The following is a 23,634-nucleotide window of genomic DNA, read 5'->3' on the forward strand; positions in this document are numbered from 1 at the left end:
AAGGCAAAAATAAAGGTCAGAGAATACTGACCTTTAGTAATAGGTTCTACTTATTAACCCATTGACCTGGCTGATCAACTAAAATATGACCACCTTTGTTGACTACCAATTTTAATGGGTTATAGGTAACTGTATAGGTAATTTCGCCATTCTTAAATAAAGAACCAATTACTTTTCCTGTCGCATCGTTTAAAGTCTTACCATCTAAAGATATTGTACTATTATCACTTTTTCTAATTCCAAGATAAAACATATCATTGCAGTCGCTTTCAAAAGAACCACATTTATTTACTAGAGTAATATTGAATTTATCGGTATCAAAAATTCTTTTTTCGGACGCCGATGACTTTAACTCTCTTGTTAGCTCATAATTCCGCGGAGCAGAATATTCACCTTTCTGTGGCGGTGTAATTAAAGTCCAAATCATTTTATCACCAACCACTTCCAGTTTCGCACGTCCCTTTTCACCACCAAATGAAGAGTTAAATTCCACATTTGCTGTATTTTCAGCAATAACACCCTTTAGATTACTCTCGTCATCTGGGGGACAGTCAATGCGGTTACCGTTTTGCGTAACATAACAATAACTACCATTCACATTTTGACCAGCTTGAGTTAATCGTAAAGTGAGTGTTGACTCATTTTTTTGTTCTCCGCTCCACTGACCAGAAAACATATCTTTAGCTATTGCATGACCACTATTAAAACCTGCAACCATCAATAACATTACTAATTTTATATTCATTACAAAGCCACCTGTGCACACCGATCAACTCGATTTAACCAACCTGTCAAAAACTTAGCATTTTTGGAATTATTTACCACAAGATTTTCATAATACTCTTTACGGATGTCCGCTATTCTGGACGTAAGTTTCGCTGAGTCGCTTACGCTGTTCATTGCTTCTATTGTCTTAGGCCCTATTTTCCCATCTGCAATCAACTGCTGGCCAAACTCATTGTTCAGCAATTTTTGGATTTGTTTACCGGCTCCGCCGGAGGTTATGGTCCAATCATAAGACATTAGTGCGAGTTTAGGATCATTAAGATTGTTAAATCCAGACGGCTCCCAGTAACGTTTACGGTAAATTGTCTCAGCTTGTTCATTGGTTAAATTTTTTAGGTTATCCAATGTGGGTTCAACGCCAAGATCTTCCTTGGCATATTTCTGCCATGTTTTCCACGCAATACCTTTATTGGTAGCTCCCCCGGAGTCGTTAGGGTCATTAACGTATCCGCCTTCATTCTGGAAAATAATAGGTGAGATCTTTGAAAACTTGTCCTCACCTTGAGTCGGTGGTGCTGAAGTGGCATTACTTGCTGTAGCTTGAGGTGCTGGTTTCGTTGCAGACTCTGATGGCACAGGAGACGCTCCTGCCCCTTTCTTTCTTTGTTCAGGCGAAAACTTCTCCTGCACAGCTGCATCAATATCCCCTTTATGTCCCGACCCCGGTGCCGTTGTGCCAGGTTTAGTGCCAGAGGTATTCAGATGCAGCTTACCGCCCGTGGTGATATACCCATCGCCCTCAACGAAGAAGTTAAACTCTTTGCCGATCAGGTTAATCTTGCCGTTAGCGTTAAGCTCAATAGCACTCTCACCTGAGACCAGCCTCAGCTTCGTCCCGGAAGCAATGACATACTGCTCCACCGCCGCATCCAGCTTGCCTTTGCCCGTCAGGATTTCGGTCCCACCTTTCACCGCCTGGATCTGGTTCGCTTCAACACGATGCAGCTCATTTTTCTTCACGTAATGACTGCGCGCGCCGCCGACGGTGTGCGTTTCATCATTTTTAACGCTGGTGTCCATGTTGCGTTCGGCCTGGATCCACACCTGCTCTGCGCCCGCCTTGTCCTCAAAGCGCAGGGCGTTGGCGTTGTCCACGGAGCCGTCCTTCGTCCGGCTCATAAAGCCCATCTGCGTCGCGGCAGCCGGCAGCGCCCACGGCGGCATGCTTGCTTCGTTATAGACACGACCAGTAATAATCGGACGGTCCGGGTCGCCGTTGATAAAGTCCACCACCACCTCATCGCCGACGCGCGGGATCTGCACCCCGCCGTAGCCCTGGCCCGCCCAGGCGCTTGACACGCGCACCCAGCAAGAGCTGGTGTCATCGCCCTTCGCCAGACGGTCCCAGTGGAACTTCACCTTCACGCGGCCATATTTATCCGTCCAGATACTTTCCCCCTGCGGTCCCACGACTTTCGCGGTCTGCGGGCCGTAGGTGCGCGGCCACGCCGTGCTCTGCGCCGGACGGTACGACACCGACGCCGGGATAACGGTGAAATCGGTGCGGTGAATGGTTTCCCCCTCGCCGCTCGCGTAGCGGTTCTCCTCGAAGTGGTAGCCCGCCGCCGTCACCAGATACTCGCCGTTGTCGCTGAAGAACGGCGCGTTGGTCAGGGTGAAGATGTGGCCCGGCGCAATGCCCGCCGCCGTGGCGGTGGCCTGAATCTGCTGATGCTCAACCTGCCAGCGCTCCTGACGGATGCGGGCGTAGAACTCCGCATGGCCTGTCTCCACAAAGCGACCCGGCCAGTCGTACACGTCGATGCTGCCCGGTTTCGGGGACGCCGGGTTCTGCTGCGCCTGGAACAGCCACGCGTTCGGCTTGCGGAAGTCATAGTCGTCGAGGCTGTAAATTCCCGGCGTGACGCTGTCCTCCAGCGCCCACTGGCTGATGCCCTCTTCATCCGTACTGCCGCCGGACGGCGTCTGATGGTAAGGAATGACCTCATAGCCGCTGAACGGCTGGTGCTGGGTCGCGGCGTCGGTCAGTACCAGGGTATGCTTGTCCGCCTCGTGGCTGAAGTAGTACGCAATCCCCTCCAGCTCCATCAGGCGGCTGATAAAGTCCAGGCTCGATTCCTGATACTGCACGCAGTAGTCCCACACCCGGTAGCTGCCGGTAAGTTTGTCTTCGAGGTTAACCTGATGCTCACCCAGCAGAGTTTTGACAATCTGCGGTACCGTCTGGCCCTGGAAGATACGCAGGTTACGGTCGCGCTTCATCGGCCACAGGTCCGGCTCCACCGTCAGCTGGTACACCGCGTAGCGGGTGCCCGTCAGCTCCACGGCGCTCACCGCCACGCGCGTCACCTTGCCGTTGATATAGCGGGAAGTGAGCAGGTTCTGCGTCGGGATGGTCACCGTGACCGGCTGGCCCAGCAGCTTGCTGCGGTCAATGCGCGCGTCCGTACCGAGCAGGGTCAGCGTGAGCGCGAACGACTCGGACATCGCCTCGCGGCCGGAGAGTTTCCAGAAGAGCAGCCCCTCAACCGGGAGCTGAACGGTAATTCGGTTGAGCATAATCTTTATTCCATCTAGCTTATGCGATTCAGAAAAGAGGTTCGCATCTACGCATCAGCGTCATTTATATATTAAAGTGAATGAGTTCTTTTTCTTTTGCCCATTAAGTAAACAAGAGAATATACTTTTAGCAGTTCCGAGATAACGAACAATCCTAAATTTACCCAGACACTTGAAATACCAAACATACTTACCAGAAGTGGGAAAAAAGAAACCGAACATCTGAAAGAAATTAGACGGAAAACTTCCTGAATAAGGGCAAATTTAATCGCAACGTTTTTTTTCTTAAAAAACAACCAAGCTGAAATAAAAAGTGAAAGTAATAAGAGCAAATCAAATATAAAAAAGAGTGTTACGATAAAGTAGTAACCGCCTCCTGAAATTACATCTGAGGTTCCTGTGAACGCGATTAAATCTGAAATGAAGGGGATCCTGTCCTGGCGAAGTGAGTTTACAGAATAAAGCAAAAGAGCCAGTACATCCATGCTTCCCCAGAAATACCATAATTTACTTTTTAAATTCATAATCCTCTTCTCTGACTCCAGGTATCCATTGCCATGATTTACCACTTACTGCCCAGGCATCATCGCTCTCAAGGTATTTCTGATAAATGGATCGTTGTTCTCCGTATCGTCTGATGACCGATTTCGCAGATATAAACACGCGCGATTCACCGTCCAGATCTCCGGGTAGCGCTGTCCAGCGCTGAATTTTATCGCGCGACGTATTCATGTAATCTTTACCGTCCGACCCAAATACTCGTCCCTCATCCCCCATGCTCGTCAGTCGATTAATCGCCATAATCACAACATTTTTTGTGCCATGATAATCATCTTCAACAGTTTTCCAGTAACCCGGTCCGTAATTATTGGTAGAGGGAACGAATGAATCACGCGTTGGGGCTGGTTTTCCAAATAGAGCGACATTATTTCGGTAACGTTCGAGGACGTAATTCACAAAAGCTGAGTTGTAGATCGTCTCATCAACACAAAACAACTCCCCTGACTCAGAGATGAAAAAGGGATATAGGGCTTTTGTCCGTTGACGGTGATCTATTAAGACCACCTCCCCTGAGTCAATTAACCGCTCTATTTTATTAAGATTTTGCGCATAGAGGGGATCAAAAACGGCATTAGGATTAAATTCGAAACGATGTCGTAACGTTAAACCATCAATGCTGTGAAATGGATTTGAAACGCCTCGCACCACAACAAACTCACGCCCTACGTCGCTCCGTGCATAGACAGGAGAGACAATCTTTTCGAATTCCTTTGGACGAAGCCTTTGGCTTCGAAGATCGTACACTTCCATAGTATCTCCAGTTTAAACTCCTACGGATTCACCAGCCAGGTGCCTGGCTTCACAATATCCAGCGTCTGGGTACGCGTTCTTCCATTGCCTTCCAGTTCAATGCGGGTCTCGCCCGCAGGCAATTTCAGCGATGCGTAACCGTTATTGCCCGGACGCAGCGCTTTAGACTCGCCGTTCACCTTCAGCGTCTCGCCATCAAGCATGCGGATGTAGACCAGCGCGACCGGGCTGGCGTCGACAGGCGGCGCACTCTGCTGCGTCGTAGAAGGTGACGCTACCGGCTCGCTCACGTCTGCCGTTGCCGGTCTGGTCTCCGCCTGGGCGGAGGTCTCAGCCGGAGGGCTCACGGCAGGGGTTTGCGCCGTCTGCTCTGGCGTTTCCTGGCTGCCGCCGCCGAACAGCATCGCACCGGCAACCACCCCAACCAGCACGCCCGCGGCCACCAGCCCCGGAAGCTTGTAACGTCGCCAGTCCAGCGCGGAAGCAGATGTCTCCTCTTCCACCGGCACCAGCATCGTGCCGGTCTTCTTCGCGGTAAGCACCTCGTCGATACCGGCGACGGGCATCTCGATCAGCGCCGCGAACTCCTCAATGGATTGCGGACGGTCTTCCATATGCAGCGCCAGCGCCTTGTCGATGGCCTGTAGCAGCGGGATGGAATAGCCCTGCGGCATCAGCTCCACCAGCGGTTTGCAGGTGTCCTGAATCGAGCGCACCACGCTGACCGGTGGCGGAGAGCCCACGATGAGGGTGCGCAATACGGCGCCGAGCGCGTAGATATCCGTCCACGGCCCCTGCTCGCTTTCATTGTCGTCGGTATACTGCTCGATAGGCGCGAAGCCCGGACGCAGCATGGTTTCCGTCTCATCCGAGAGATTACCGATGGTGCGGCGCGCCGATCCGAAATCGAGCAGCACCGGCAGGCCGTTATCCTGAATCTGAATGTTATCCAGCGAGATGTCGCGGTGTAGATAACCCTCGTCGTGGATCGTTTTGATGGCGCCGAAGAGCATTGGCAGCATGCGGCGGATCCACGCCTCGTTAATCAGCTCCGGTTTCTCTTCGCGCAGACGCGACAGCGTGGTACCGCTGTAAAACAGCGTCCCCATATAGGCCGTGTCGTTTTGCACCCAGAAACGCAGTACGTGCAGCAGGTTCGGGTGGTTAAAGCGCGCCAGCAGGCGGGCTTCCTGGATGAAGCTGTTCAGACCGGCAGAAAACGCTTTGCCGAAGCGCTCGCTGCGCAGCACCAGCGTCATATCCTCGCCGCGCACGGCGAGGGAGGAAGGCATAAATTCTTTGATAGCGATAGTGCGTTCGAGCTGGTGATCCCAGGCGCGATAGACGATGCCGAATCCGCCGCCGCCAATCACCTCTTTTATCTCAAACTCATTGAAACGGTACCCGACCGGGAGCGCGTTTGGGACAGTCCGATTGTTATCATTATCCGTCATCTTTTACAGTTCTCTTGATGATTATTACGCGGCAAACTGACAGTGGAACTCGCCCTGCTCGCAGGTGACATGCAGACGTCGGTACTGCTCGTCGCTGCGGCTGGCGGTAAGTAAAATCTGGCTCATCTGAGGCAGCAACGTATTGGTCAGAATCGCATCCACCATACGCCCGCCCGACTCAACCTCGGTACAGCGCTGAACAATCTGTTCGACCACGCTGTCGTCAAATTCAGAAATAATGTTGTGATTCTCTTCCAGACGACGCTGAATGCGCCTGAGCTGAAGACGCACAATCTGCCCCAGCATCTCGTCGCTCAGCGGGTAATACGGCACCACCAGCAGGCGGCCCAGCAGCGCAGGCGGGAACACCTCCAGCAGCGGCTGGCGCAGGGCGCCGCTTAACGCGTCAGGCTCCGGCATCAGTTCCGGGTCGGCGCACATGGCTGCGATCAGGTCGGTGCCGACGTTAGAGGTCAGAATAATAATGGTGTTACGGAAATCAATGTGACGCCCTTCGCCGTCCTCCATCCAGCCCTTGTCGAAGACCTGGAAGAAGATCTCGTGCACGTCCGGGTGCGCTTTTTCAATTTCATCCAGCAGCACCACGCTGTAGGGACGGCGGCGCACGGCCTCGGTTAAGACGCCGCCTTCACCATAGCCCACATAGCCCGGAGGCGCACCTTTTAACGTCGAAACGGTGTGCGCTTCCTGGAATTCACTCATGTTGATGGTAATAACGTTCTGCTCGCCGCCGTAAAGCGACTCCGCCAGCGCCAGCGCGGTTTCGGTTTTACCCACGCCGGATGGCCCGCAGAGCATGAATACGCCGACCGGTTTGTTCGGATCGTCAAGCTTCGCCCGCGAGGTTTTTACCCGACGGGCAATCAGATCCAGACCGTGACGCTGACCAATAACCCGCTGGTTCAGCGTGTCGGCCAGATTCAGCACCGCGTCGATCTCATTTTTCACCATCCGGCCCAGCGGGATCCCGGTCCAGTCTGAGACCACCGCAGCCACCACGTTCTCATCCACCGCGGCAAACAGCAGCGGTTCGTCACCCTGTAAGGTCTTCAGCGCCTGCTGCTGTTCTGCCAGCTGGCCGCGCAGTTCAGCCGTATCCTCATCACCCGCCGCAAACAGCGCGGCACGCAGACGGATAATCTCCTGCACCCGCGTGCGCTCTTCTTCCCAGCGACGGGCCAGAGCTTCGCGCTGGGTTTCGAACGCGTCACGTTCGGCGGTTAAGGCCGCCACACGCGCCGGATCGCCCGCCCCCACGCGCGCTTCGCGTTCAGCAATCTCCAGCTCCACGTCCAGGGCCGCCAGGTGACGCAGACAGTCTTCCAGCTGGGCAGGCGGCGCACTCTGGCTGACGGCCACGCGCGCGCAGGCGGTGTCCAGCAGCGCCACCGCTTTATCCGGCAGCTGACGCGCAGGAATATAGCGATGCGACAGTTTCACCGCCGCGCTGACCGCTTCGTCGAGAAGTAAAACCTGATGATGAGTTTCCAGCGGCGACACGGTGCTGCGCAGCATCAGCACGGCTTTGGCTTCGTCCGGCTCGTGAACCTGTACGGTCTGGAAACGGCGGGTCAGCGCCGGATCTTTCTCAATGTATTTTTTGTATTCCGCCCAGGTGGTCGCGCCGATGGTGCGCAGTTGCCCGCGCGCCAGGGCAGGTTTGAGCAGGTTAGCGGCATCGCCGGTGCCCTGTTGACCGCCTGCGCCAATCAGAGTGTGGATCTCATCGATAAACAGAATAATTGGCGTGGCGCTGGACTGCACCTCGTTAATCAGCGCCTGGAGGCGCGCCTCAAATTCCCCTTTCATGCCCGCTCCGGCCTGAAGCATGCCGATATCCAGCAGCCACAGCTGAACGTTTTGCAGCGGCTCCGGCACGTCGCCGTCAGCGATACGCAGCGCAAGCCCTTCCACCACCGCCGTTTTCCCGACGCCGGCTTCCCCGGTCAGCAGGGGGTTGTTCTGGCGACGACGCATCAGAATATCGACCATCTGGCGGATCTCTTCATCGCGCCCCACCACCGGGTCGATTTTTCCTTCCCGGGCGCGCGCCGTCAGATCCTGACCATACTGCGCCAGCGTGCCCTGCGCAGCCGGTACGGCCCCGGCAGGCGCGTCCGCAGCGGCGGCGGCCTGCTGGCTCTCTTTGCTGCTGGCGCAAATGGCGTCGAACTGCTCGATCAGCACCTCGACGTTAAGACGGGTGAACTGCGCCGAAATGCTTTTCAGCACGTTAGCCAGATTCCACGTTTTCAGTATGCCGATCAGCAAATGGCCGCCGCGGATGCGGCTGACGCCAAACTTCAGCGAGCCGTAGACCCAGGCGCGCTCGACGGCGCTGTCGATATGCTCGGAAAGATCAGACACGGAACTCGCGCCACGCGGCAGGGCATCCAGCGCCGCCACGATATCGCGCGTCAGCTGCTGTTCATCAAGGGCGAAGTGACGAATGACCTGTTGCAGATCGCCATCCTGCTGCTGCATCAGCTGATGCAGCCAGTGCACCAGCTCAACGTACGGGTTGCCGCGCAGCTTACAGAAGGCAGTCGCGCTTTCCAGAGAGGTAAATAACAGCGTATCCAGTTTGCCGAAAAGCACGGCACGGCTAATTTCTGACATGTTAGTTTCCATTAACAATGATTCGGTATACGGAAGGATTATCGCTCTGCGCGATACACCAGATCGCCACGCGGAACAGGCTGAGACTGAAGGCCGAGCCAGGTGTTGTACCCTAATCGCCCGGCGCTACCGAGCGTGGCGCCCTGCACCGCATCGGCGCGCAGGATCACCCGTGTTTCCCATTCAAATTCCACCCCGGCGTACTGTCGCACCCAGTCGCGCAGCTCGGTCACCCACCCTTCGCCCGGCAGAAAACGGTTGTAGTCGTCTGCGCTCAACGGGCCAATCTCAAGCCGAAATTTATGCTGCACGTCGCGTACCGCAATGCCGAGAAAAGCGGACTCTCCCATGCGCGGCATACGCCGCCCCTCGCCCAGCTGTGCCTGCTCCCGCGTTGAGAGCGGCATCCACTGCGGGACGTTGGCCACCAGCCTGACCGGCACGTTGAAATAGTTGCGCAGGATCTTCTCCAGCCCTTCAGGGTCCCGCCCGTGGCGGGTCAGGTGCCCGGCGTGAGTAAAGCGGGCGTGCGCGCTCAGGCTGCCTTTCGACATCTGGGCAGGCTGTCCCATGCCAATCAGCGATGCCAGATACCCTTCGAAGCGCCTGTTGTCGTCGCGATCCAGTGAAACGGCAGGCTGCGCGTCCGCCCAGGCGCGGTAGAACAGCAGCGTCAGGCGGTGGTGAAAGAGGTCGGCAAACGCGCTGAGGCTGTGATCCTGATGATGATGAATACGCTCGCGGGCATATTCAGTCATGTGCACCGGCAGCGGGCCGTTAGGACCAAACAGGCCGAAGCTCAGGATGGAAACCTCATGCAGCCCGTTCTCTTCCCGCTGCCGGACCTCAGCAACCGTTGACGGCGCAAAGCCCATTGAAGGCTGCTGACCAATACGCAGCGGCTCAAATTTAGGCAGCGGCGCGCGCCCCAGCGGGTAACGCTCACCGCCCTGGGCATCAATGCGTCTTAACAGCTGGAACAGATCGTAGCGCCACGGCGTCTCGCGCACCCCGCGCCAGAACGCATCGGGCAGCGGCGTCAGGCGATGCACGCGCAGCGTTACAGGGGCAACTTCACTCATACCAGCGCCCTTTTTCCCATGCGCGGCGCCCAGTAGCCGATTTCGCCCCGCTGCTGGCTCTTGAGCGTGAACTCCGTAAAGCTGTTGATGGAGACCAGGCGGGCAAAAAGGCGTTCCAGCACGCTGCCGAAAAGCCACGGGCTGGCGCCGGAAAAGGCGCGTTCGTCCACCGTCAGGGTGATGCCGATCCCGCGGGCGAACACCACCGGGCCGGGTTCCGGCACGCGGCGGTGCACCGGCTCCAGCACGCAGTGGCGAACGCCATCCACCTGACGGGCAACCGGCGTCTCGGCCAGGTTGGCGTACAGCCCTAACAGCTGACGCAGCGCGGCAGCGCCCTCTTCGTTTTCGCTGTCCATCAGGCTGAGGTAGTTCATTTGCAGCTGGCTAATGAGCCGCCAGGTGCTGAACCCTTCCGCCAGCGCCGGACGCGGCGGCGTCGGGCCTTTACGCAGGGTCAACGCCTTCACCGGCATGGAGTCGGCCATAATAAACTGCCCAAGCTCCTGCTGGAGCATCAGCGGCAGGTCACGGCTGGTGCACAGCACCTCGGCGGAAATGTAGCGCAAATTCTCCTGCCACGGCGCGTGCTGCGCATCCACCAGCGAGACAAAGACCTCCGAGCCGATATAGCCCGTGCGGGTGCCATAGCGCAGCGCGTGTTCCGAGAGAACGCGCTGCTCACGGCGCAGGGAAAAATAGGCGCCGTAGTTGCCCGCGTCGCCACTCCAGGTACTCCAGAACGGACGAAACGTCTGGTCGTCCCGCTGACCATCGGCGCTGGCATAGATTTTTTTCACGGCATAAATTTCATAATCCAGCGGGCGGATGTTATCCACCACCAGATGGTATTCATGCTGGCTTTCGCTCAGCTTCTGCCGGGCCGCCACTTTCGGGAACAGGTTGATCACCGGCGTGCAGTGCAGCGCCAGGTGGCTGGCATCCACCACGCGCTCCAGCTGATCGTCGCTCTTGTCGAGCAGAATGAAGATATCAAACGCTTTTTCGTCTTCGCAGCGCTGGATCAGCTTGCCCAGCCCGCTCAGGCTGATGAAACGAAAACGCGCCGGGAACGCAAAGTACTCCTGCAACAGGCGATAGCCGTCGAAGTTGCGCAGATCGTCCGGGAGCAGCGCCTGGTCCGCATCAAAGCCTTCCTGACGCAGGGCGTCAGACGACAGCAGCTGGCGCTGGGGCTGCTTGCTGACCGTCTGGCAGACAATACCCGCGTGGTGCTCCATCACCAGCTCCAGCAGCTTCAGCGCCTCGATGTCCGGGCCGCTTAAGAAGAACTCCAGGCGGTCAAAGTCCAGGTGCCCGAGATGCTGCGGGCCATCGCAGGCAATGCGGATCCGTAAGGCGCTGCTGATCCCCCGCTGGCTCAGGCCGAGCTGGGCCAGCGGCAGATCGGCGGGAACGCCGCCCAGCTCGATCCGCTCAATTTTTAACGGCAGCAGGTTGACCTCATGCGCCGTGGTATAGCTGCACGTAACCCCGGTTTTTTTCAGCGCCAGGCTGTCCATCATGGTGCCGCGCGGCACAATAAAGCCTTTGCTCAGGTCGCCCCGGCTGCTGTCGGGCTGAATTTCAGCGATCGCCATCGACGGCGTAGGCGCCAGATAATTTGGCGCAATCATCTCCAGCATACGCTGTGAAAAGCGCGGGAATTCGGCGTCCATTTTCATCTGCACGCGGGAGGTCAGGAAGGCGAAACCTTCCATCAGGCGCTCAATGTACGGGTCCGCCACTTCGATGCCGCGCATGCCGAGCCGCCCCGCCACTTTCGGGTAGCGCTCGGCGAACTCTGCGCCCATCTCGCGCAGATAGGCCAGTTCACGGTTGTAATATTCGAGCAGTTTGCTTTCCATAATTACCCCGCATCCTTCAGTTCAAAATGGCCGTTCTCAAGATCGACGTCGGTGCGAAAGAGAAATTCCAGCGGATACGGCACGCACCACAGGCGACCTTTGATTTCGATAGACAGAACGTTGTGCAGATCTAACGAGGAGGTATCGGACACGCAGCGAACCTGAAGCCCCTGCGGCAGGATCCGCGGTTCAAAGTTAATAATCGCTTCGGTGAGCTTGCGCTGAATGTCGTGCCATTCAATATCGGACATTCTTTTCCCCGCCAGCGGCGCCACGCCAAAATTCACGACGGAACGGCTCACCTGCGTCAGCCCGCTCAGATCGCTGGAGGCATCGTGGTTAATGGTGTTAAACAACCACTGTAAATCCCGCAGGACGTTACGACGCAGCGCGGCGTGGGTAATCAGATTGCTGTTGGCGGACTCGCGTTTTTTTTCCGGATCGTTATCCGTCAGGCGATCCAGCAGTGAGGGCTGCATTTTGTCGCGCGCCCCCACTTTCTCCTGCCTGCTGCGGGCCTGCCAGCCGCTGCGCAGCAGATCGCCTTCGCCAGCGGGATTACTCATCCGCACCATCCGAGGTAAATGTCACCAGGCTCAGGGTAAGCAGCGGGCTTTCGCTTTGCTCGCTCAGCCAGGCTTTCTGTCCCATGCCTTCATACAGGGCGCCGTCATCGTCCAGCGGGAGCCATTCGGTGGTGCGCCCCAGCTTAACGCTGTCTGGCGCCCCGTCAGCAAACGGATAACGCGCCGGGATCTGACACACCTGCTCGGTGCCGTCCGTGAGGCGGACCAGCGCATGACGCCACACCAGATCGGTCACGCTGGCCGGAGCCTGAAAACGGATCGCGTCGATGGCACAGAACGGCACCCAGAAGTAACGGCCATTGACCAGGGTTTCACACACCGGCCCCAGACGGGCATCGCCGTCCATCAGCCATTCAAAGGTGTGGCTCTCTTCATTCTCCAGCGTGACCTGCCCGCGGCTTGCCGGGGCCTGTTCGAGTGCTGCCAGGCGCAGCGTTTGCGCTTGCCCGGCGCTTTCGGTCAGCGCCTGGGCTAACGTAGTCAGCCACGGCCACTGCGCCTCGGGCATTGCCGGTCGTACCTCTCCCGCGAACACGCGCGCCCGCTGCTGTTCACCCTGAATGGCTTGCTCCAGCAGCGTTACGGTCGGTTTTGCCTGCGGCTTCAGCGCCAGCCAGCTTTTCAGCTGGGTCAGGGCGCGCGCCCAGTTGCCGCTGAGGATCAGGAACTGCACAAACGCGGCGCGCAGATCGGCATCCGCCGGACGGGCTTTGATATCGGCTTCCAGGCGAAGCAGCGCGTCGCTAATCGACTCACCCGCCAGACGTTGATAAAGCGTATTCATAGCCCCTCCTTAATTCGCCGCGCGCCAGGCGCCCACTGCCGGATCGCGCAACTGCGGACGCAGCGTGTCAATCAGAACAACGTTCAGCTCCGCGCCCGGTGCAACCCATGCGCTCCAGATCTTCTTCACCTCTGCGATACGCGCCTGGAGTCTGGCGTCGTCGCTGGCGATCTCACGGGTGATTTCCACCGCCACCGTGCCGTTGCTCTTCCAGCCGTTCAGAGTGCTGTCGTACGGCAGGATCATCCAGCTCTGGTCGCTGTTCGGGGTGCTGAAGACCATGCGCTCTTTGTTGACGGAGGTGATCAGCGCCTTTTCAGGATCGACCGCGTTGTTCAGCCCCATCACCGGGAAGCCGTGAATGTAGGTGACCGGAATCGCTTTCTGCGTCCCGTTACGGTTCTGCGTCACCACGGTATGGCCGCTGAGCCAGCTGCCGTTGCCGCAGCGGGTGGTGTCGGAATCCGGAATAAACAGCGCTGGCGCGGAGGAACCGCCCTCCCAGAAGGTGCGCAGATGGCAACCGTCCTGAAGGGTGAACTCCTGCCATGGCGTACGATCTGCCGCCACGGTGTGCGTCTCCGGATTCTGGTCAGGTGGCAGCAGCGCGCCTGAGGTGGGGGTCGTTGCCGCCGCCGTTTCCTGCTGCTTCACCACCAGCGCCCAGTCCTGCGCTTTAGCCGCTGTGCCCCGGGCAAGCGTCGTGCCTTCCGGATCGTTAAGCGTCCAATTCAGGGTATTCAGCTTGCTGCACTGGTGCTCCAGCAGCGAGCCAAGGCGCGGCACGAAGTTTTCCAGCACCGAAACCTCTTTCTTGCCGTTCGCCACGATACGCAGCGCCACGTCCGCCTTACACCAGCTTTGCGGCGTATTGTCTTTAATGTTGTCGATCCAGATATCCAGCTTCTGCGCAGGAGACTGCACGATGCGGAAGTTTTCAGCCTGTGCGGTGGTCGCCACCGTCAGAAGAGCCAAACCCGATAGCCAAAGTTTCATATCAATCCTTGTGTGTCTAATCAGTTCCGCAGGGAAGAAATTGTGCTGCGTCAGAGAGCGTATGCAGCAAAGTGGTGTCCTGAGGGTTGCCCATCCACACCGCCACGGCGGTATAGTTATCCTGAGCATTGCCCTCCTGTTCGGCATTCTTTTGAATGATTTGGTTCATTAAGGTCAGCCACTCCTGTGGCGTATTGACCATATGCAGCGACTGCTTCATCTGCTCTTCGCTGACGCCGTGCCAAAAACCGTCGGTGCAGAGCAGGAAGGCATCACCGTCCTCAACCTGCACGACATCGCTGTAGCTCGCTTCCGGTCCGCCATTCTCAATACCCAGCGCCAGATACAGCAGGTTGCTGTTGAGATCGTCGGTCTGATGCCCGGCATCTTTCATCTGCTGGACGAGGCTGTGATCGGTGGTGACATGCCACAGCCAGCCGCGGCGAAACAGGTACAGGCGGCTGTCTCCGGCGTGCGCCCAGTAAGCCAGACGGTAATCCCTGTCGATAAACAGGCTGACCAGCGTGGTGCCCATCCGGCGATAGTCCTGCACGGCCTGTTGTTCGCTGAGGATGGTGCGGTTCGCCGTTTGGACGTAGTCACGAATATGCTGCGCATTCAGGTGCTTGTCGCCGTCAAAGCGGGAAATAATGCTGTTGCGGGCCAGCTCAGCGGCCACCTCGCCGCCCGGCAGGCCCGCGATGCCGTCACAGACGACAAAGCAGGCTGAACGTTCCCCGATGGTTTCTCCCGTCTGATCCTGGTTGCTGGCGCGCGTCCCCTGGCGGGAGAGAGAAGCCGTTGCGATATTCATTTTTCTTCCGATCCGCTTTGTGAGTCTTTGTACTGATTGACCTCCATGTCATAGGCATGGAGGAAGGCTTCGCCAAACAGGGTATGGAAGTCGTCCTCGATCTCGCCCGCCGTCTCGCCATAGCTGCGAACGAAATAATCCCACAGCGCGGCTTTACGGCTGCCCGGCAGCGCCAGGCGTGACGTCATCCCGTTCTGCTTCGCCTGCTCTTCCAGCTGTTCCGGGTTAAAGGATTGCAGCATGGCGGCGATAATGGCGCGGATACCAGAGATCATCCCTAGCTGGTGTGCCTGGAGATCGATCAGCGCATCACGCACCGATTTGGTCGGCGGCATAAAGCCCGGCATCGGCGTGCCGAACATCTGGATAAGCACCGTTTTCCCGGTCGGCAACAGTTTGAACGGGTTGTTCGCATCGTCGAGCACCATGGTCATATCGGCTTTCACCCCACGCTTGAGGATGGAGCGCGAGGAGAGCAGCGCCACGGTCCCCTGCGAGAACATGCCCAGGATCTGCCCCAGCTGACGCATATTTTCCCGGTCGAATTGCGGTACCGGCTGCATTTCGCTCAGGCCCATGCCCTCCAGCAGCGCCTCCAGCAGTTCGCCCTGAAGCACCTCGCCCCGCTCGCCGGTCTGCGCGGAGGCAGCAGGCGATGCAGCGTTTTTAACCGGGTCGATACGCAGGCGGCCTTTAGGCGCCTGCGCGTTGCTGCGCGCCACGGCCTGCGGTGTTGGCATGGTGAAGCCAGCGTAATCGGGACGCGCGGGCTCTTCTTCCGCGCGCGGCGCGTCCTGTGGTTCAGTCGGTTCCGGATCGAACAGCGGTGAGCTGGCCAGCGCATCCTCTTCCTGTGCGGCTTGCGCTTCAGGCTTTGGCTCCGGCTTATCGGCCACGATTTCATCCGGATGGGTTAACGGCGCGCCGCCCATCAGGCCGAGAGGGTCATCGTGACGCGCGGCAGGTGCGCTCGCCGACCCGCCAAACAGGGCTAACGGATCGAGTTCGTCCGACGCCTCTTCCTTTGGCTGGGCAGGTTTGCTTTCGTCCGGCTGTACCAGCGTTGAAGGGGTGACATCGTCAAAGATGCTCTCTTTTTTAAACAACGCTTCATCGCTAAACAGCGTGTCCGGGTCAACGTTTTTACGTTCAAGCGACGGTTCGGCGTCGTTAAACATTGCCAGCGGATCTTCGGCATTCCGCTCCGGGGCCGCAGGCTGAGAGAACGGATCGTGGGATGCGGCGGGCTGTGGTTTTGCCCGGTTGCTGGAGATGCTGTCGGAGATGGAAAACTCCTGCATCAGGCTGTCCCAGATTTCCGACGGCACGGCCGTAGGTTCAGCTTTTCCACGAGGCGCGGCGCTGGCCGGTTTCGGTTGCGGCGCTGGTGCAGGTGTCGCCACTGGGCGCGCCTGCTGCATGCTGGCCGCCATGCGGCTTACGGGCTGGGTGTCATGAATGAGTTCGCTGACTTCAATGCGATAATCATCAATACCGAGAATATCCCCATCCTGAAGCTCAACCTGACGCCCACGCTCCAGCGGGATATCATTCAGTACCACGCGGGTAACGCTGCCGCGGTTCGTGACGCGGCATTCGCCACTGGCGTCGACGTGAACGATGGCCTGCAAACGCGAGATGGTGCGGTCATTGTCCGGCAGCACCAGATTGTTATCCGTACCGCGCCCAATGGTGCCGCCCGGGGCATAAAAATCACAGCTGCTTTGCGGCGGCTGATGACCGGGTTTCGTAGAAATAATCGTGAATCGCATGGCGTATTCCTGCTGGTATGATTAGCGCTCAAACGCTGCCGCTCTCGGGGATGAGAACGGCGGGGTTTGGGGGTTAAGGGCTGATTAAAGCTATTTGACTACATTCAGGAAAATAATGCCGATAAGCAGCCATAGCGTAAAAAGTAAGGCCTGAGCTTTATAGCGTCGATGCAGTTTTAATATCCAGCCGATTCTCTCTTCCGGTAAAGCCTGAACGAATTTATAGGCATCGTCCTGAACATTTCTGTCTTTGGTAAATTTCATCTTCACGCCTTTGCGAAGACGAACAAACCAGATTATTTTTTGATAGTTCGCCAGCGAACCAAAAAATGATGCGTAATTTGTCACCAGATCGAGATCGTAGCCTTTTTGCCGATATTCTGAAAGAAGCTGATTATATTCGGCCTCGTGTTTTTTAAAATAACGGGAACTGATGAGATCCATGATTACAACCATCAGGAACAAGGCCACAATAAGAAAGAACAGTAAACAGTCCATATACACCATAATATACTACCAAGGCTGGCGAAGTTGCACTCATCTTGAGCTCCATCGCAGATTGTGACTTGAAGACGCCAGATGGTACGGTCAAATCTCCTGGCAATATCGGTGAAACGCTATTTTTGGACATTGAGCAGACGAATTGCGTCGCTATTGGCAATTAAGCTGCACTTTAATATCTGATAATTACCCGGTTCGGTACCGCCTACCTGCTCTTTAAGTAAGGAAACAATCACCTTGTCAGCTTTTTCAAAATTCTCTGGAGGTAGATCGCTTGCTTCGAGCCATGCAGCGGCACTGGCCTCTGCATCATCCTTCAGGATTTTACTATCTGCAATCTTGCCGATGCATCGATTTTGCACCCAGTTTTCAAAGATTTGTTGCTGAGTAAAAGCACTAACATCAGGCAGTGTTTGGGAGTAAGCGACTGAGGCATTTAAAACCAATACAAGCAGCAACAAACGTTTCATTTCAGGCTCCACAATGTTGCGTTTGTAGGAATAAATGAACCATTGCCAGGAGAGCCAAGAAAATGACAATCATCAGAGCAAATATTTCCATTCCACAGTGTTACATGTCCGGTTGCATCATACCAGCCATGTCCGGTAAATATGATGATGCCCTGCTTGCCTGCAAATTGTGCTGGAGTTGGTGAAGAGACTGACATATCTGCACTGCCCAGAACTGTGGGTAGGAATGCAATCATATCTTTGACACGGAACATGTACCGCTTCTTGTCATTCCCGGTCACTGTTGCATATTTACTATTAGAAGGTATCGGAATGCCACAATAGTTTAAAACGTAGCTCATACGAATGGGGCAGGCATTTTTAAAAATTCCGGCTTCAATATTGTGCTGGACTTTTCCACCCAATAATTTGCCCACCGTTTCGACATTGACATTAACTTCTCTGAATCTGTTCCAGGCGGCACCAAAAGCAGGACGCATCAGTATTTTCCCTTTTAGAAAGTACAGGCTAAAGTGAGCCCTTTCGGGCCCACTCCTGTTACGCTTCTTTATTTTCTTTGATGTTCCAGCCAGCGCTGCTTTCAGCACCTTTACCACCGGCAGTGGTCTGCTCCCAGTACTGCTGTTTCACTTTCGCAGCCTGGAATGCATAGGTCACGCCAACGGTATCGCCGTTGTCTGCGCCGGTGTACTGAACGGAAGTCACGAGAACGTCTTCCAGGGTAATGCGGGTGTATTCAACCTGCTGACCACCCGCTTTGCAGACGGACAGTTCAACTTTGGTCAGGTGTTTACCGCTTGCGCAGTGTTTCAGGATTGCTGTAGTGGATTTGTCGATCAGAGCGTTAACGTGCAGGTCGTTAAAGTTAACTTTACCGGCACCGCCGCCACCGCCAACGCTCATATTACCTGGCTGGGACGCGCCCCAGGAGAAGGAGGTAATATCAGTCCAGCCGGTGTGGTTAGAATCTTTAGATTCGCCCGTAACACCCTCGACCTTCAGAAACATATCAATAGCCATAATATCTACTCTTCGTGGATGAACAATATTGCTTTCGAAAAAGCCCTTATATGGCAAACAGGAAAGCATGGGGCTGAATAAAACCGTCCATATTTTACCTCTGCCTCATATCAAACGACCCGTGTCATTTGACAGTCTTACATTCCCCCTGAATGAAAGGAAAGAATGTGAAGTCTTTTACTATTGTGGATTATCCTGAATCCAGGTGCGGTCAGGATTTCCGATGATTAATTGAGGAACAAGTTGATTAAGTTCGTCACTATGATAAAGACGCAGGCAGTTTAATGTTACGCCTTTTACATCAGGTTTTCTCTCAGAATGAAAGGCATTGGTTGCGCCTTTATATTTATTAATAAGAGCATTAATTTTGTCATTGCCATTTTCAATATCGAAAGGCACCCATTCCAGTAATGCGCTACTGCTACGGGCTGCATCCAGAGAAAACTGGCTTTTATCATCTGCAACTTGTGCCAGGCAGCGAGAAAAAACAACGTCTTTAACAACTTGCTTATAAGACATTTTTTTGACAAACGACACCGGATCCTCAGTTGCATACACAGAGGCGGAACTGGTGAGCAACAGTAGACTAGCAATCATTTTTTTCATGGCAACTCCCAAAAATTAGCTTTGGTCGTCGTGTAATTCGTCTCCGGCGCATTGAAATAACAGTGATCCGAACAGGTTAAACCATTCCAGAATGTTGCATGACCTGCGGCGTCACTCCAGCCCTGTACCTCAAACAGAATAACGCCCTTTTTGTTGGCTAATTGCTCAACGGGTAAGGAAGGATAACTCACGATCATGTCAGGTTTACCCCACTGACGCGTCAACCAGGCAATGACATCCTTTACGCGGTAGAAGTACCATTTATTATCAGCACCGGATACCGTGAGATTTGCAATACGCGGAACGGGATGCCCGGTATAGTTAAGAACATAACTCATCCGTACGGCACAACTATTTGACCACCCGCCCTCATCTGGCGCTATTTCGAAGTTGTGCTTAACTTTGCCGCCGATAACTTGCTTAACTTTGCCGATAGAATCATTTGCATCGTAAATACGTGTTGCCGCCGCCCAGGCAGCAACAAACGAAGGTCTCGCGGTCATATTTCCTCTCAAATTTCCATACTATAAAGCTAACGCCGGGCATGGCCCCCCGGCGGCAATTATCATTACGCGTCCTTCGTCTTCAGCGACGGCAGTTTAGATACCAGACGCAGGGAAACGGTCAGACCTTCCAGCTGGTAGTGTGGACGCAGGAAGAACTTCGCGGCGTAGTAGCCCGGGTTGTCTTCGATTTCCTGCACCTGCACTTCCGCCGCCGCCAGCGGTTTACGGGACTTGGTCTCCTGGGAGGAGTTCGCCGGGTCGCCGTCCACGTAGTTCATCACCCAGTCGTTCAGCCAGCGTTCCATCTCTTCGCGCTCGCGGAAGGAGCCGATTTTGTCGCGCACGATGCACTTCAGGTAGTGAGCAAAACGGCAGCAGGCGAACAGGTACGGCAGACGGGAGGCCAGGCGCGCGTTAGCGGTGGCATCCGGGTCGTGGTACTCGGCCGGTTTTTGCAGGGACTGCGCGCCGATGAAGGCGGCGAAGTCGGAGTTTTTGCGGTGAACCAGCGGCATAAAGCCGTTTTTCGCCAGTTCCGCTTCACGACGGTCGCTGATGGCGATCTCGGTCGGGCACTTCATGTCCACGCCGCCGTCATCGCTCGGGAAGGTGTGGCACGGCAGGTTTTCCACCGCCCCGCCGGATTCCACGCCGCGAATCGAGGTGCACCAGCCGTACTCTTTAAAGGAGCGGTTGATGTTGGCCGCCATCGCATAGGCAGCGTTTGCCCACGAGTAGCTGTTGTGGTTCGCGCCGTCGGTCTGCTCTTCAAAATCAAAGCTGTCGACCGGGTTGGTGCGAATGCCGTACGGCAGACGCGACAGGAAGCGCGGCATCACCAGGCCCAGATAGCGGGCATCTTCGGATTCACGCAGTGAACGCCAGGCAGCGTATTCGGTGTTCTGGAAGATTTTGGTCAGGTCGCGCGGGTTAGCCAGCTCCTGCCAGGACTCCATCTGCATCACGCCCGGCGCGGTGCCGGTGATGAACGGACAGTGGGCCGCAGAGCCGATGCGCGCCATCTCGCCCAGCAGCTCAACGTCCTGCGGGCTGTGGTCGAAGTAGTAGTCGCCCACAATGCAGCCAAACGGCTCGCCACCGAACTGGCCGTACTCCTGCTCGTAGATTTTCTTGAAGATCGGGCTCTGGTCCCAGCCCACGCCCTTGTAGCGCTTCAGGGTGCGGCCCAGCTCCTGCTTGGAGATGCTCATAAAACGGATCTTCAGCATCTCGTCGGTTTCGGTATTATTCACCAGGTAGCTCAGCCCGCGCCAGGCGCTCTCCAGCTTCTGGAACTCCTCGTGGTGAATAATCTGGTTCACCTGCTGTGAAAGCTGCTCGTCAATACCGGCAATCAGGTTCTGAATGGTGCGGTAGGTATCGTTTGAGAAGGTTACGGTGTTTTCCAGCGCCTGCTGCGCCAGGGTTTTAACCGCGCTTTCTACGGCAGAGCGCGCCTGATCGGTTTTCGGGCGGAACTCTTTATTCAGCAGCGCGCTGAACTCGTCCTGGCTGAACGCCTGGCCCGCCTGCTGATCGTGTTGTTGAGTCTGGTTGCTCATCGATTATTCCTCGCTACCTTTCGCACTTTCGTCATTTTTTGGCAACTGGCTCAGGGATTTGAGCAGCGTCGGATCCTGGAGAATTTTCGCGATCAGCTCTTCCGCACCGTTTTTACCGTCCATGTAGGTCAGCAGGTTGGAGAGCTGGGTACGGGCTTCCAGCAGCTTGTTCAGCGGCTCTACTTTGCGGGCCACCGCGTCCGGCAGGAAGTCATCCATGCTGTCGAAGGTCAGATCGACGTTGAGCTTACCTTCGCCGGTCAGGGTGTTATCCACCTGGAACGCCACGCGCGGCTTCAGCGCCTTCATGCGTTCGTCGAAGTTGTCGATGTCGATTTCCAGGAACTTACGCTCGTCGACGGCTGGCAGATTTTCCACCGGCTTGCCAACCAGATCGGCCATAACGCCCATCACAAACGGCAGCTGAATTTTGCGTTCTGCGCCGTAGATCTCTACGTCGTACTCGATCTGCACGCGGGGAGCACGGTTGCGTGCGATGAATTTCTGTCCACTGTTACTCATTGCCATGATGTTCTCCATCAAAGATGCGCGGTGAAGGTGAAACGGCAGACTCCATGCCTGTCGTCATAATGCCAGGACGCGTCATTCGCGGCGTCCAAAGATGTTTTCCAGTTGGTTAACGCCGTCTGGCGCCAGGTCGCGAATAATGTCCATAAAGTTGAGTTCAGACAGCCGCTGCACCCGTTCAATCATCAGCGGTGCGGGATGGCTGGGTTCGTACTGCGCAAAATACTGTTTCGCTTTTTCCAGCATCAGCTGGGCGTCGGCGCGGCTGGTCACCTGCACGCTGCGCCAGTCCGTCACCTGCTGAACGGGCGACGCGGCCACCGGCTGCGGCTCGGCGTGCTGTTCAGCCTGCGCGTCACGGTTCGGCAGCAGCTTGCTGATATCGGTCACCTGACAGGCGCTGGAAACCAGTCCGACGGTTTTCAACAGCTGTTCCATCTCCGGGACGCCACTTTCCCCGAGATAGCCGGTAAGCAGTTCGCGGATGGCCAGCAGGCGTTCGTTGATCACGATTACCGCTTCGGTGCCGGGCTGATCGCCCCGGGCCAGCTCATCGATCAGTCGTGGACGACCGCCCGGATAATCCGGACACTCGGTTTTACTGCCGTCAAGCAGCGCCTGGGCGTCACGGAGCGAAATCTCATCGCCGTTTGAGCGGAGCAGTGAGGCGTTACGCACCGCGACCGTCAGGTCAGATTTATCACTCAGCCCGGCGAGGGCGTTGATGCGGTAGAACGGATCGGTTTCGCCATACTCTTCCAGCAGCGGGTAAAGTTGCTCCCAGTAACGGGACAGGGCTTCCTGCACCAGCAGTAGCCCGTCGGCGTAACCTGCCAGCCCGCGACGACGCGTCCAGGCATGGGTTAACGCCAGCATGACGCGAAGATCTTTGGTGCGACCCAGCAGGCTGGTGGCGAGTTTTTCCACCGTGTTCCAGTCGGCAGGCTCTGCCGGAATGATGGTGTCGCCAAACTGCTGCTCGGCTTTACCCTGACTGGCCTGACCCATGGCCTGGAAATCAGCGTCGTACTCCAGGTTTTCACCGCAGGGGTTATCGGGGCTTATCGGCGCGAGAAATTCATCGATATTCATAAGATCCCTGCTTATTCAAACATAGGCGGGTAAAGACCGTGGCGGCCCGGACGGGCGCCGCCTGCCGGATCGAACAGCAGCGTAAAGAGCTGCCCGGTGAAGTTTCCGCTGTGGACGTGGGTGTACAGCGGATAGCCGTCGCAGCGGTTTGTCCACCAGTAGCTGGTCTGGCGCAGCGGATCAAAACACTCCGCCGCCTGCGGCCAGCCCAGCGTGCTCTGACCATCGTCGTCATAGCCAATCACGTCGAGAATGTCGGAACGCTTTTGCGGCTCAACCGGCTGGGGCGCCGGGATGGTCATCAGCATTTCATCCAGCTGGGAGGCAGAATAGCTGTTACGCACCGCGTGCAGCCCCAGACGGCCAAGCTGCTGGTACCAGCTTTCAGCCTGCCCGAGCAGGCGGGATGACCACTCGGCGGGGGTGAAGCTCAGTTGCAGGCATACCGGATAGTGGCGGCCTACGCTGTCACGGCCCGGCAGCAGGCAGCCCATCTGAATCATCTGGCTACCGAGCATCGGCGGGACGACAAAGTTCCACACCGGGGCTTTAGAAAACGGGCGCTCGCCGCTGCGCTGCTCTTCCTGTTGCCAGGCCAGCAGGCCGACCTGGAACCAGTGCGACCACTGGCGTTGCAGGGTATCCGGAAAGCGACGCTGCAAAAAATCTCCGGCGCTGGGTAATTTGCCATACCAGCTATAACGGTTCATCGCAGGGGTATTCGTCATACGGCTG

Annotated in this window: 23 protein-coding genes; all 23 read right to left on the reverse strand. The window is 56.3% G+C overall.

Annotation, left to right across the window (positions count from 1 at the left end; translation table 11 throughout):
* Nucleotides 1-46: 46 nt before the first annotated feature.
* The gene (locus FZF21_RS12400) at nucleotides 47-745 is read right to left on the reverse strand and encodes a hypothetical protein (protein WP_052951385.1); all 699 of its coding nucleotides are present in this window, start codon (nucleotides 743-745) and stop codon (nucleotides 47-49) included.
* Complete coding sequence (gene tssI, locus FZF21_RS12405; protein WP_047738710.1) at nucleotides 745-3,306, reverse strand: type VI secretion system tip protein TssI/VgrG; 2,562 nt, start codon at nucleotides 3,304-3,306, stop codon at nucleotides 745-747. The genes FZF21_RS12400 and tssI overlap by 1 nt, the downstream gene beginning before the upstream one ends.
* Before the next feature lie 71 nt (nucleotides 3,307-3,377).
* Nucleotides 3,378-3,830 carry a hypothetical protein gene (locus tag FZF21_RS12410; protein WP_063945912.1) on the reverse strand — a complete coding sequence of 151 codons (453 nt, stop codon included), beginning with the start codon at nucleotides 3,828-3,830 and terminating at the stop codon, nucleotides 3,378-3,380.
* Nucleotides 3,814-4,617 (reverse strand): hypothetical protein, encoded by an 804-nt coding sequence (locus FZF21_RS12415; RefSeq protein ID WP_045324994.1) that lies wholly within the window; start codon nucleotides 4,615-4,617, stop codon nucleotides 3,814-3,816. Before FZF21_RS12415 ends, FZF21_RS12410 begins: the two co-directional genes overlap by 17 nt.
* Nucleotides 4,618-4,637: 20 nt before the next feature.
* The gene (locus FZF21_RS12420) at nucleotides 4,638-6,071 is read right to left on the reverse strand and encodes a serine/threonine-protein kinase (protein WP_149121304.1); all 1,434 of its coding nucleotides are present in this window, start codon (nucleotides 6,069-6,071) and stop codon (nucleotides 4,638-4,640) included.
* 24 nt (nucleotides 6,072-6,095) lie between these two features.
* Nucleotides 6,096-8,711 carry a type VI secretion system ATPase TssH gene (tssH, locus tag FZF21_RS12425; protein WP_032648551.1) on the reverse strand — a complete coding sequence of 872 codons (2,616 nt, stop codon included), beginning with the start codon at nucleotides 8,709-8,711 and terminating at the stop codon, nucleotides 6,096-6,098.
* A 38-nt stretch (nucleotides 8,712-8,749) separates the two neighbouring features.
* Complete coding sequence (gene tssG, locus FZF21_RS12430) at nucleotides 8,750-9,793, reverse strand: type VI secretion system baseplate subunit TssG (protein ID WP_047738718.1); 1,044 nt, start codon at nucleotides 9,791-9,793, stop codon at nucleotides 8,750-8,752.
* Entirely contained in the window at nucleotides 9,790-11,661 is a 1,872-nt protein-coding gene (gene tssF, locus FZF21_RS12435) for a type VI secretion system baseplate subunit TssF (RefSeq protein WP_040117760.1), read from the reverse strand. The genes tssG and tssF overlap by 4 nt, the downstream gene beginning before the upstream one ends.
* Before the next feature lie 2 nt (nucleotides 11,662-11,663).
* Nucleotides 11,664-12,227, reverse strand: a complete 564-nt coding sequence (gene tssE / locus FZF21_RS12440; protein ID WP_015570336.1) for a type VI secretion system baseplate subunit TssE — start codon at nucleotides 12,225-12,227, stop codon at nucleotides 11,664-11,666.
* Nucleotides 12,220-13,032: a type VI secretion system accessory protein TagJ gene (locus tag FZF21_RS12445; protein ID WP_017384294.1), complete on the reverse strand. Its 813-nt coding sequence runs from the start codon at nucleotides 13,030-13,032 to the stop codon at nucleotides 12,220-12,222. Before FZF21_RS12445 ends, tssE begins: the two co-directional genes overlap by 8 nt.
* Nucleotides 13,033-13,041: 9 nt before the next feature.
* Nucleotides 13,042-14,028, reverse strand: a complete 987-nt coding sequence (locus FZF21_RS12450) for a hypothetical protein (protein WP_063945915.1) — start codon at nucleotides 14,026-14,028, stop codon at nucleotides 13,042-13,044.
* Between the two features lie 16 nt (nucleotides 14,029-14,044).
* Complete coding sequence (locus FZF21_RS12455) at nucleotides 14,045-14,842, reverse strand: protein phosphatase 2C domain-containing protein (RefSeq protein ID WP_003859969.1); 798 nt, start codon at nucleotides 14,840-14,842, stop codon at nucleotides 14,045-14,047.
* Nucleotides 14,839-16,614: a type VI secretion system-associated FHA domain protein TagH gene (tagH, locus tag FZF21_RS12460; protein WP_017384296.1), complete on the reverse strand. Its 1,776-nt coding sequence runs from the start codon at nucleotides 16,612-16,614 to the stop codon at nucleotides 14,839-14,841. Before tagH ends, FZF21_RS12455 begins: the two co-directional genes overlap by 4 nt.
* Before the next feature lie 90 nt (nucleotides 16,615-16,704).
* Entirely contained in the window at nucleotides 16,705-17,121 is a 417-nt protein-coding gene (locus FZF21_RS12465) for a hypothetical protein (protein WP_165743553.1), read from the reverse strand.
* 110 nt (nucleotides 17,122-17,231) lie between these two features.
* Nucleotides 17,232-17,585, reverse strand: coding sequence for a T6SS amidase immunity protein Tai4 family protein (locus FZF21_RS12470; RefSeq protein ID WP_017384298.1), 354 nt, complete (start codon nucleotides 17,583-17,585; stop codon nucleotides 17,232-17,234).
* Nucleotides 17,582-18,064, reverse strand: coding sequence for a type VI secretion system amidase effector protein Tae4 (locus FZF21_RS12475; protein ID WP_017384299.1), 483 nt, complete (start codon nucleotides 18,062-18,064; stop codon nucleotides 17,582-17,584). Before FZF21_RS12475 ends, FZF21_RS12470 begins: the two co-directional genes overlap by 4 nt.
* A 58-nt stretch (nucleotides 18,065-18,122) precedes the next feature.
* Nucleotides 18,123-18,605, reverse strand: coding sequence for a type VI secretion system tube protein Hcp (locus FZF21_RS12480; RefSeq protein ID WP_014884229.1), 483 nt, complete (start codon nucleotides 18,603-18,605; stop codon nucleotides 18,123-18,125).
* 180 nt (nucleotides 18,606-18,785) lie between these two features.
* Entirely contained in the window at nucleotides 18,786-19,211 is a 426-nt protein-coding gene (locus FZF21_RS12485) for a T6SS amidase immunity protein Tai4 family protein (protein WP_047063187.1), read from the reverse strand.
* On the reverse strand, nucleotides 19,208-19,714 hold the full coding sequence (locus FZF21_RS12490) for a type VI secretion system amidase effector protein Tae4 (RefSeq protein WP_017384301.1): 507 nt from the start codon (nucleotides 19,712-19,714) through the stop codon (nucleotides 19,208-19,210). The genes FZF21_RS12485 and FZF21_RS12490 overlap by 4 nt, the downstream gene beginning before the upstream one ends.
* Nucleotides 19,715-19,779: 65 nt before the next feature.
* The gene (tssC, locus tag FZF21_RS12495) at nucleotides 19,780-21,279 is read right to left on the reverse strand and encodes a type VI secretion system contractile sheath large subunit (protein ID WP_006810956.1); all 1,500 of its coding nucleotides are present in this window, start codon (nucleotides 21,277-21,279) and stop codon (nucleotides 19,780-19,782) included.
* A gap of 3 nt (nucleotides 21,280-21,282) precedes the next feature.
* On the reverse strand, nucleotides 21,283-21,807 hold the full coding sequence (gene tssB, locus FZF21_RS12500; protein ID WP_008502644.1) for a type VI secretion system contractile sheath small subunit: 525 nt from the start codon (nucleotides 21,805-21,807) through the stop codon (nucleotides 21,283-21,285).
* A 75-nt stretch (nucleotides 21,808-21,882) separates the two neighbouring features.
* A complete protein-coding gene (gene tssA, locus FZF21_RS12505) occupies nucleotides 21,883-22,899 on the reverse strand; it encodes a type VI secretion system protein TssA (protein ID WP_015570331.1) in 1,017 nt (338 codons plus the stop codon).
* 11 nt (nucleotides 22,900-22,910) lie between these two features.
* Entirely contained in the window at nucleotides 22,911-23,627 is a 717-nt protein-coding gene (gene tagF, locus FZF21_RS12510) for a type VI secretion system-associated protein TagF (RefSeq protein ID WP_015570330.1), read from the reverse strand.
* Nucleotides 23,628-23,634 lie beyond the last annotated feature (7 nt).

This window comes from Enterobacter sp. LU1, assembly GCF_008271405.2.
GTDB lineage: Bacteria > Pseudomonadota > Gammaproteobacteria > Enterobacterales > Enterobacteriaceae > Enterobacter > Enterobacter hormaechei_C.

Coding starts and splice junctions, on each gene's coding strand:
- FZF21_RS12400 (WP_052951385.1), bottom strand. CDS start 745: ATGAATATAAAATTAGTAATGTTATTGATGGTTGCAGGTTTTAATAGT.
- tssI (WP_047738710.1), bottom strand. CDS start 3,306: ATGCTCAACCGAATTACCGTTCAGCTCCCGGTTGAGGGGCTGCTCTTC.
- FZF21_RS12410 (WP_063945912.1), bottom strand. CDS start 3,830: ATGAATTTAAAAAGTAAATTATGGTATTTCTGGGGAAGCATGGATGTA.
- FZF21_RS12415 (WP_045324994.1), bottom strand. CDS start 4,617: ATGGAAGTGTACGATCTTCGAAGCCAAAGGCTTCGTCCAAAGGAATTC.
- FZF21_RS12420 (WP_149121304.1), bottom strand. CDS start 6,071: ATGACGGATAATGATAACAATCGGACTGTCCCAAACGCGCTCCCGGTC.
- tssH (WP_032648551.1), bottom strand. CDS start 8,711: ATGTCAGAAATTAGCCGTGCCGTGCTTTTCGGCAAACTGGATACGCTG.
- tssG (WP_047738718.1), bottom strand. CDS start 9,793: ATGAGTGAAGTTGCCCCTGTAACGCTGCGCGTGCATCGCCTGACGCCG.
- tssF (WP_040117760.1), bottom strand. CDS start 11,661: ATGGAAAGCAAACTGCTCGAATATTACAACCGTGAACTGGCCTATCTG.
- tssE (WP_015570336.1), bottom strand. CDS start 12,227: ATGAGTAATCCCGCTGGCGAAGGCGATCTGCTGCGCAGCGGCTGGCAG.
- FZF21_RS12445 (WP_017384294.1), bottom strand. CDS start 13,032: ATGAATACGCTTTATCAACGTCTGGCGGGTGAGTCGATTAGCGACGCG.
- FZF21_RS12450 (WP_063945915.1), bottom strand. CDS start 14,028: ATGAAACTTTGGCTATCGGGTTTGGCTCTTCTGACGGTGGCGACCACC.
- FZF21_RS12455 (WP_003859969.1), bottom strand. CDS start 14,842: ATGAATATCGCAACGGCTTCTCTCTCCCGCCAGGGGACGCGCGCCAGC.
- tagH (WP_017384296.1), bottom strand. CDS start 16,614: ATGCGATTCACGATTATTTCTACGAAACCCGGTCATCAGCCGCCGCAA.
- FZF21_RS12465 (WP_165743553.1), bottom strand. CDS start 17,121: ATGGTGTATATGGACTGTTTACTGTTCTTTCTTATTGTGGCCTTGTTC.
- FZF21_RS12470 (WP_017384298.1), bottom strand. CDS start 17,585: ATGAAACGTTTGTTGCTGCTTGTATTGGTTTTAAATGCCTCAGTCGCT.
- FZF21_RS12475 (WP_017384299.1), bottom strand. CDS start 18,064: ATGCGTCCTGCTTTTGGTGCCGCCTGGAACAGATTCAGAGAAGTTAAT.
- FZF21_RS12480 (WP_014884229.1), bottom strand. CDS start 18,605: ATGGCTATTGATATGTTTCTGAAGGTCGAGGGTGTTACGGGCGAATCT.
- FZF21_RS12485 (WP_047063187.1), bottom strand. CDS start 19,211: ATGAAAAAAATGATTGCTAGTCTACTGTTGCTCACCAGTTCCGCCTCT.
- FZF21_RS12490 (WP_017384301.1), bottom strand. CDS start 19,714: ATGACCGCGAGACCTTCGTTTGTTGCTGCCTGGGCGGCGGCAACACGT.
- tssC (WP_006810956.1), bottom strand. CDS start 21,279: ATGAGCAACCAGACTCAACAACACGATCAGCAGGCGGGCCAGGCGTTC.
- tssB (WP_008502644.1), bottom strand. CDS start 21,807: ATGGCAATGAGTAACAGTGGACAGAAATTCATCGCACGCAACCGTGCT.
- tssA (WP_015570331.1), bottom strand. CDS start 22,899: ATGAATATCGATGAATTTCTCGCGCCGATAAGCCCCGATAACCCCTGC.
- tagF (WP_015570330.1), bottom strand. CDS start 23,627: ATGACGAATACCCCTGCGATGAACCGTTATAGCTGGTATGGCAAATTA.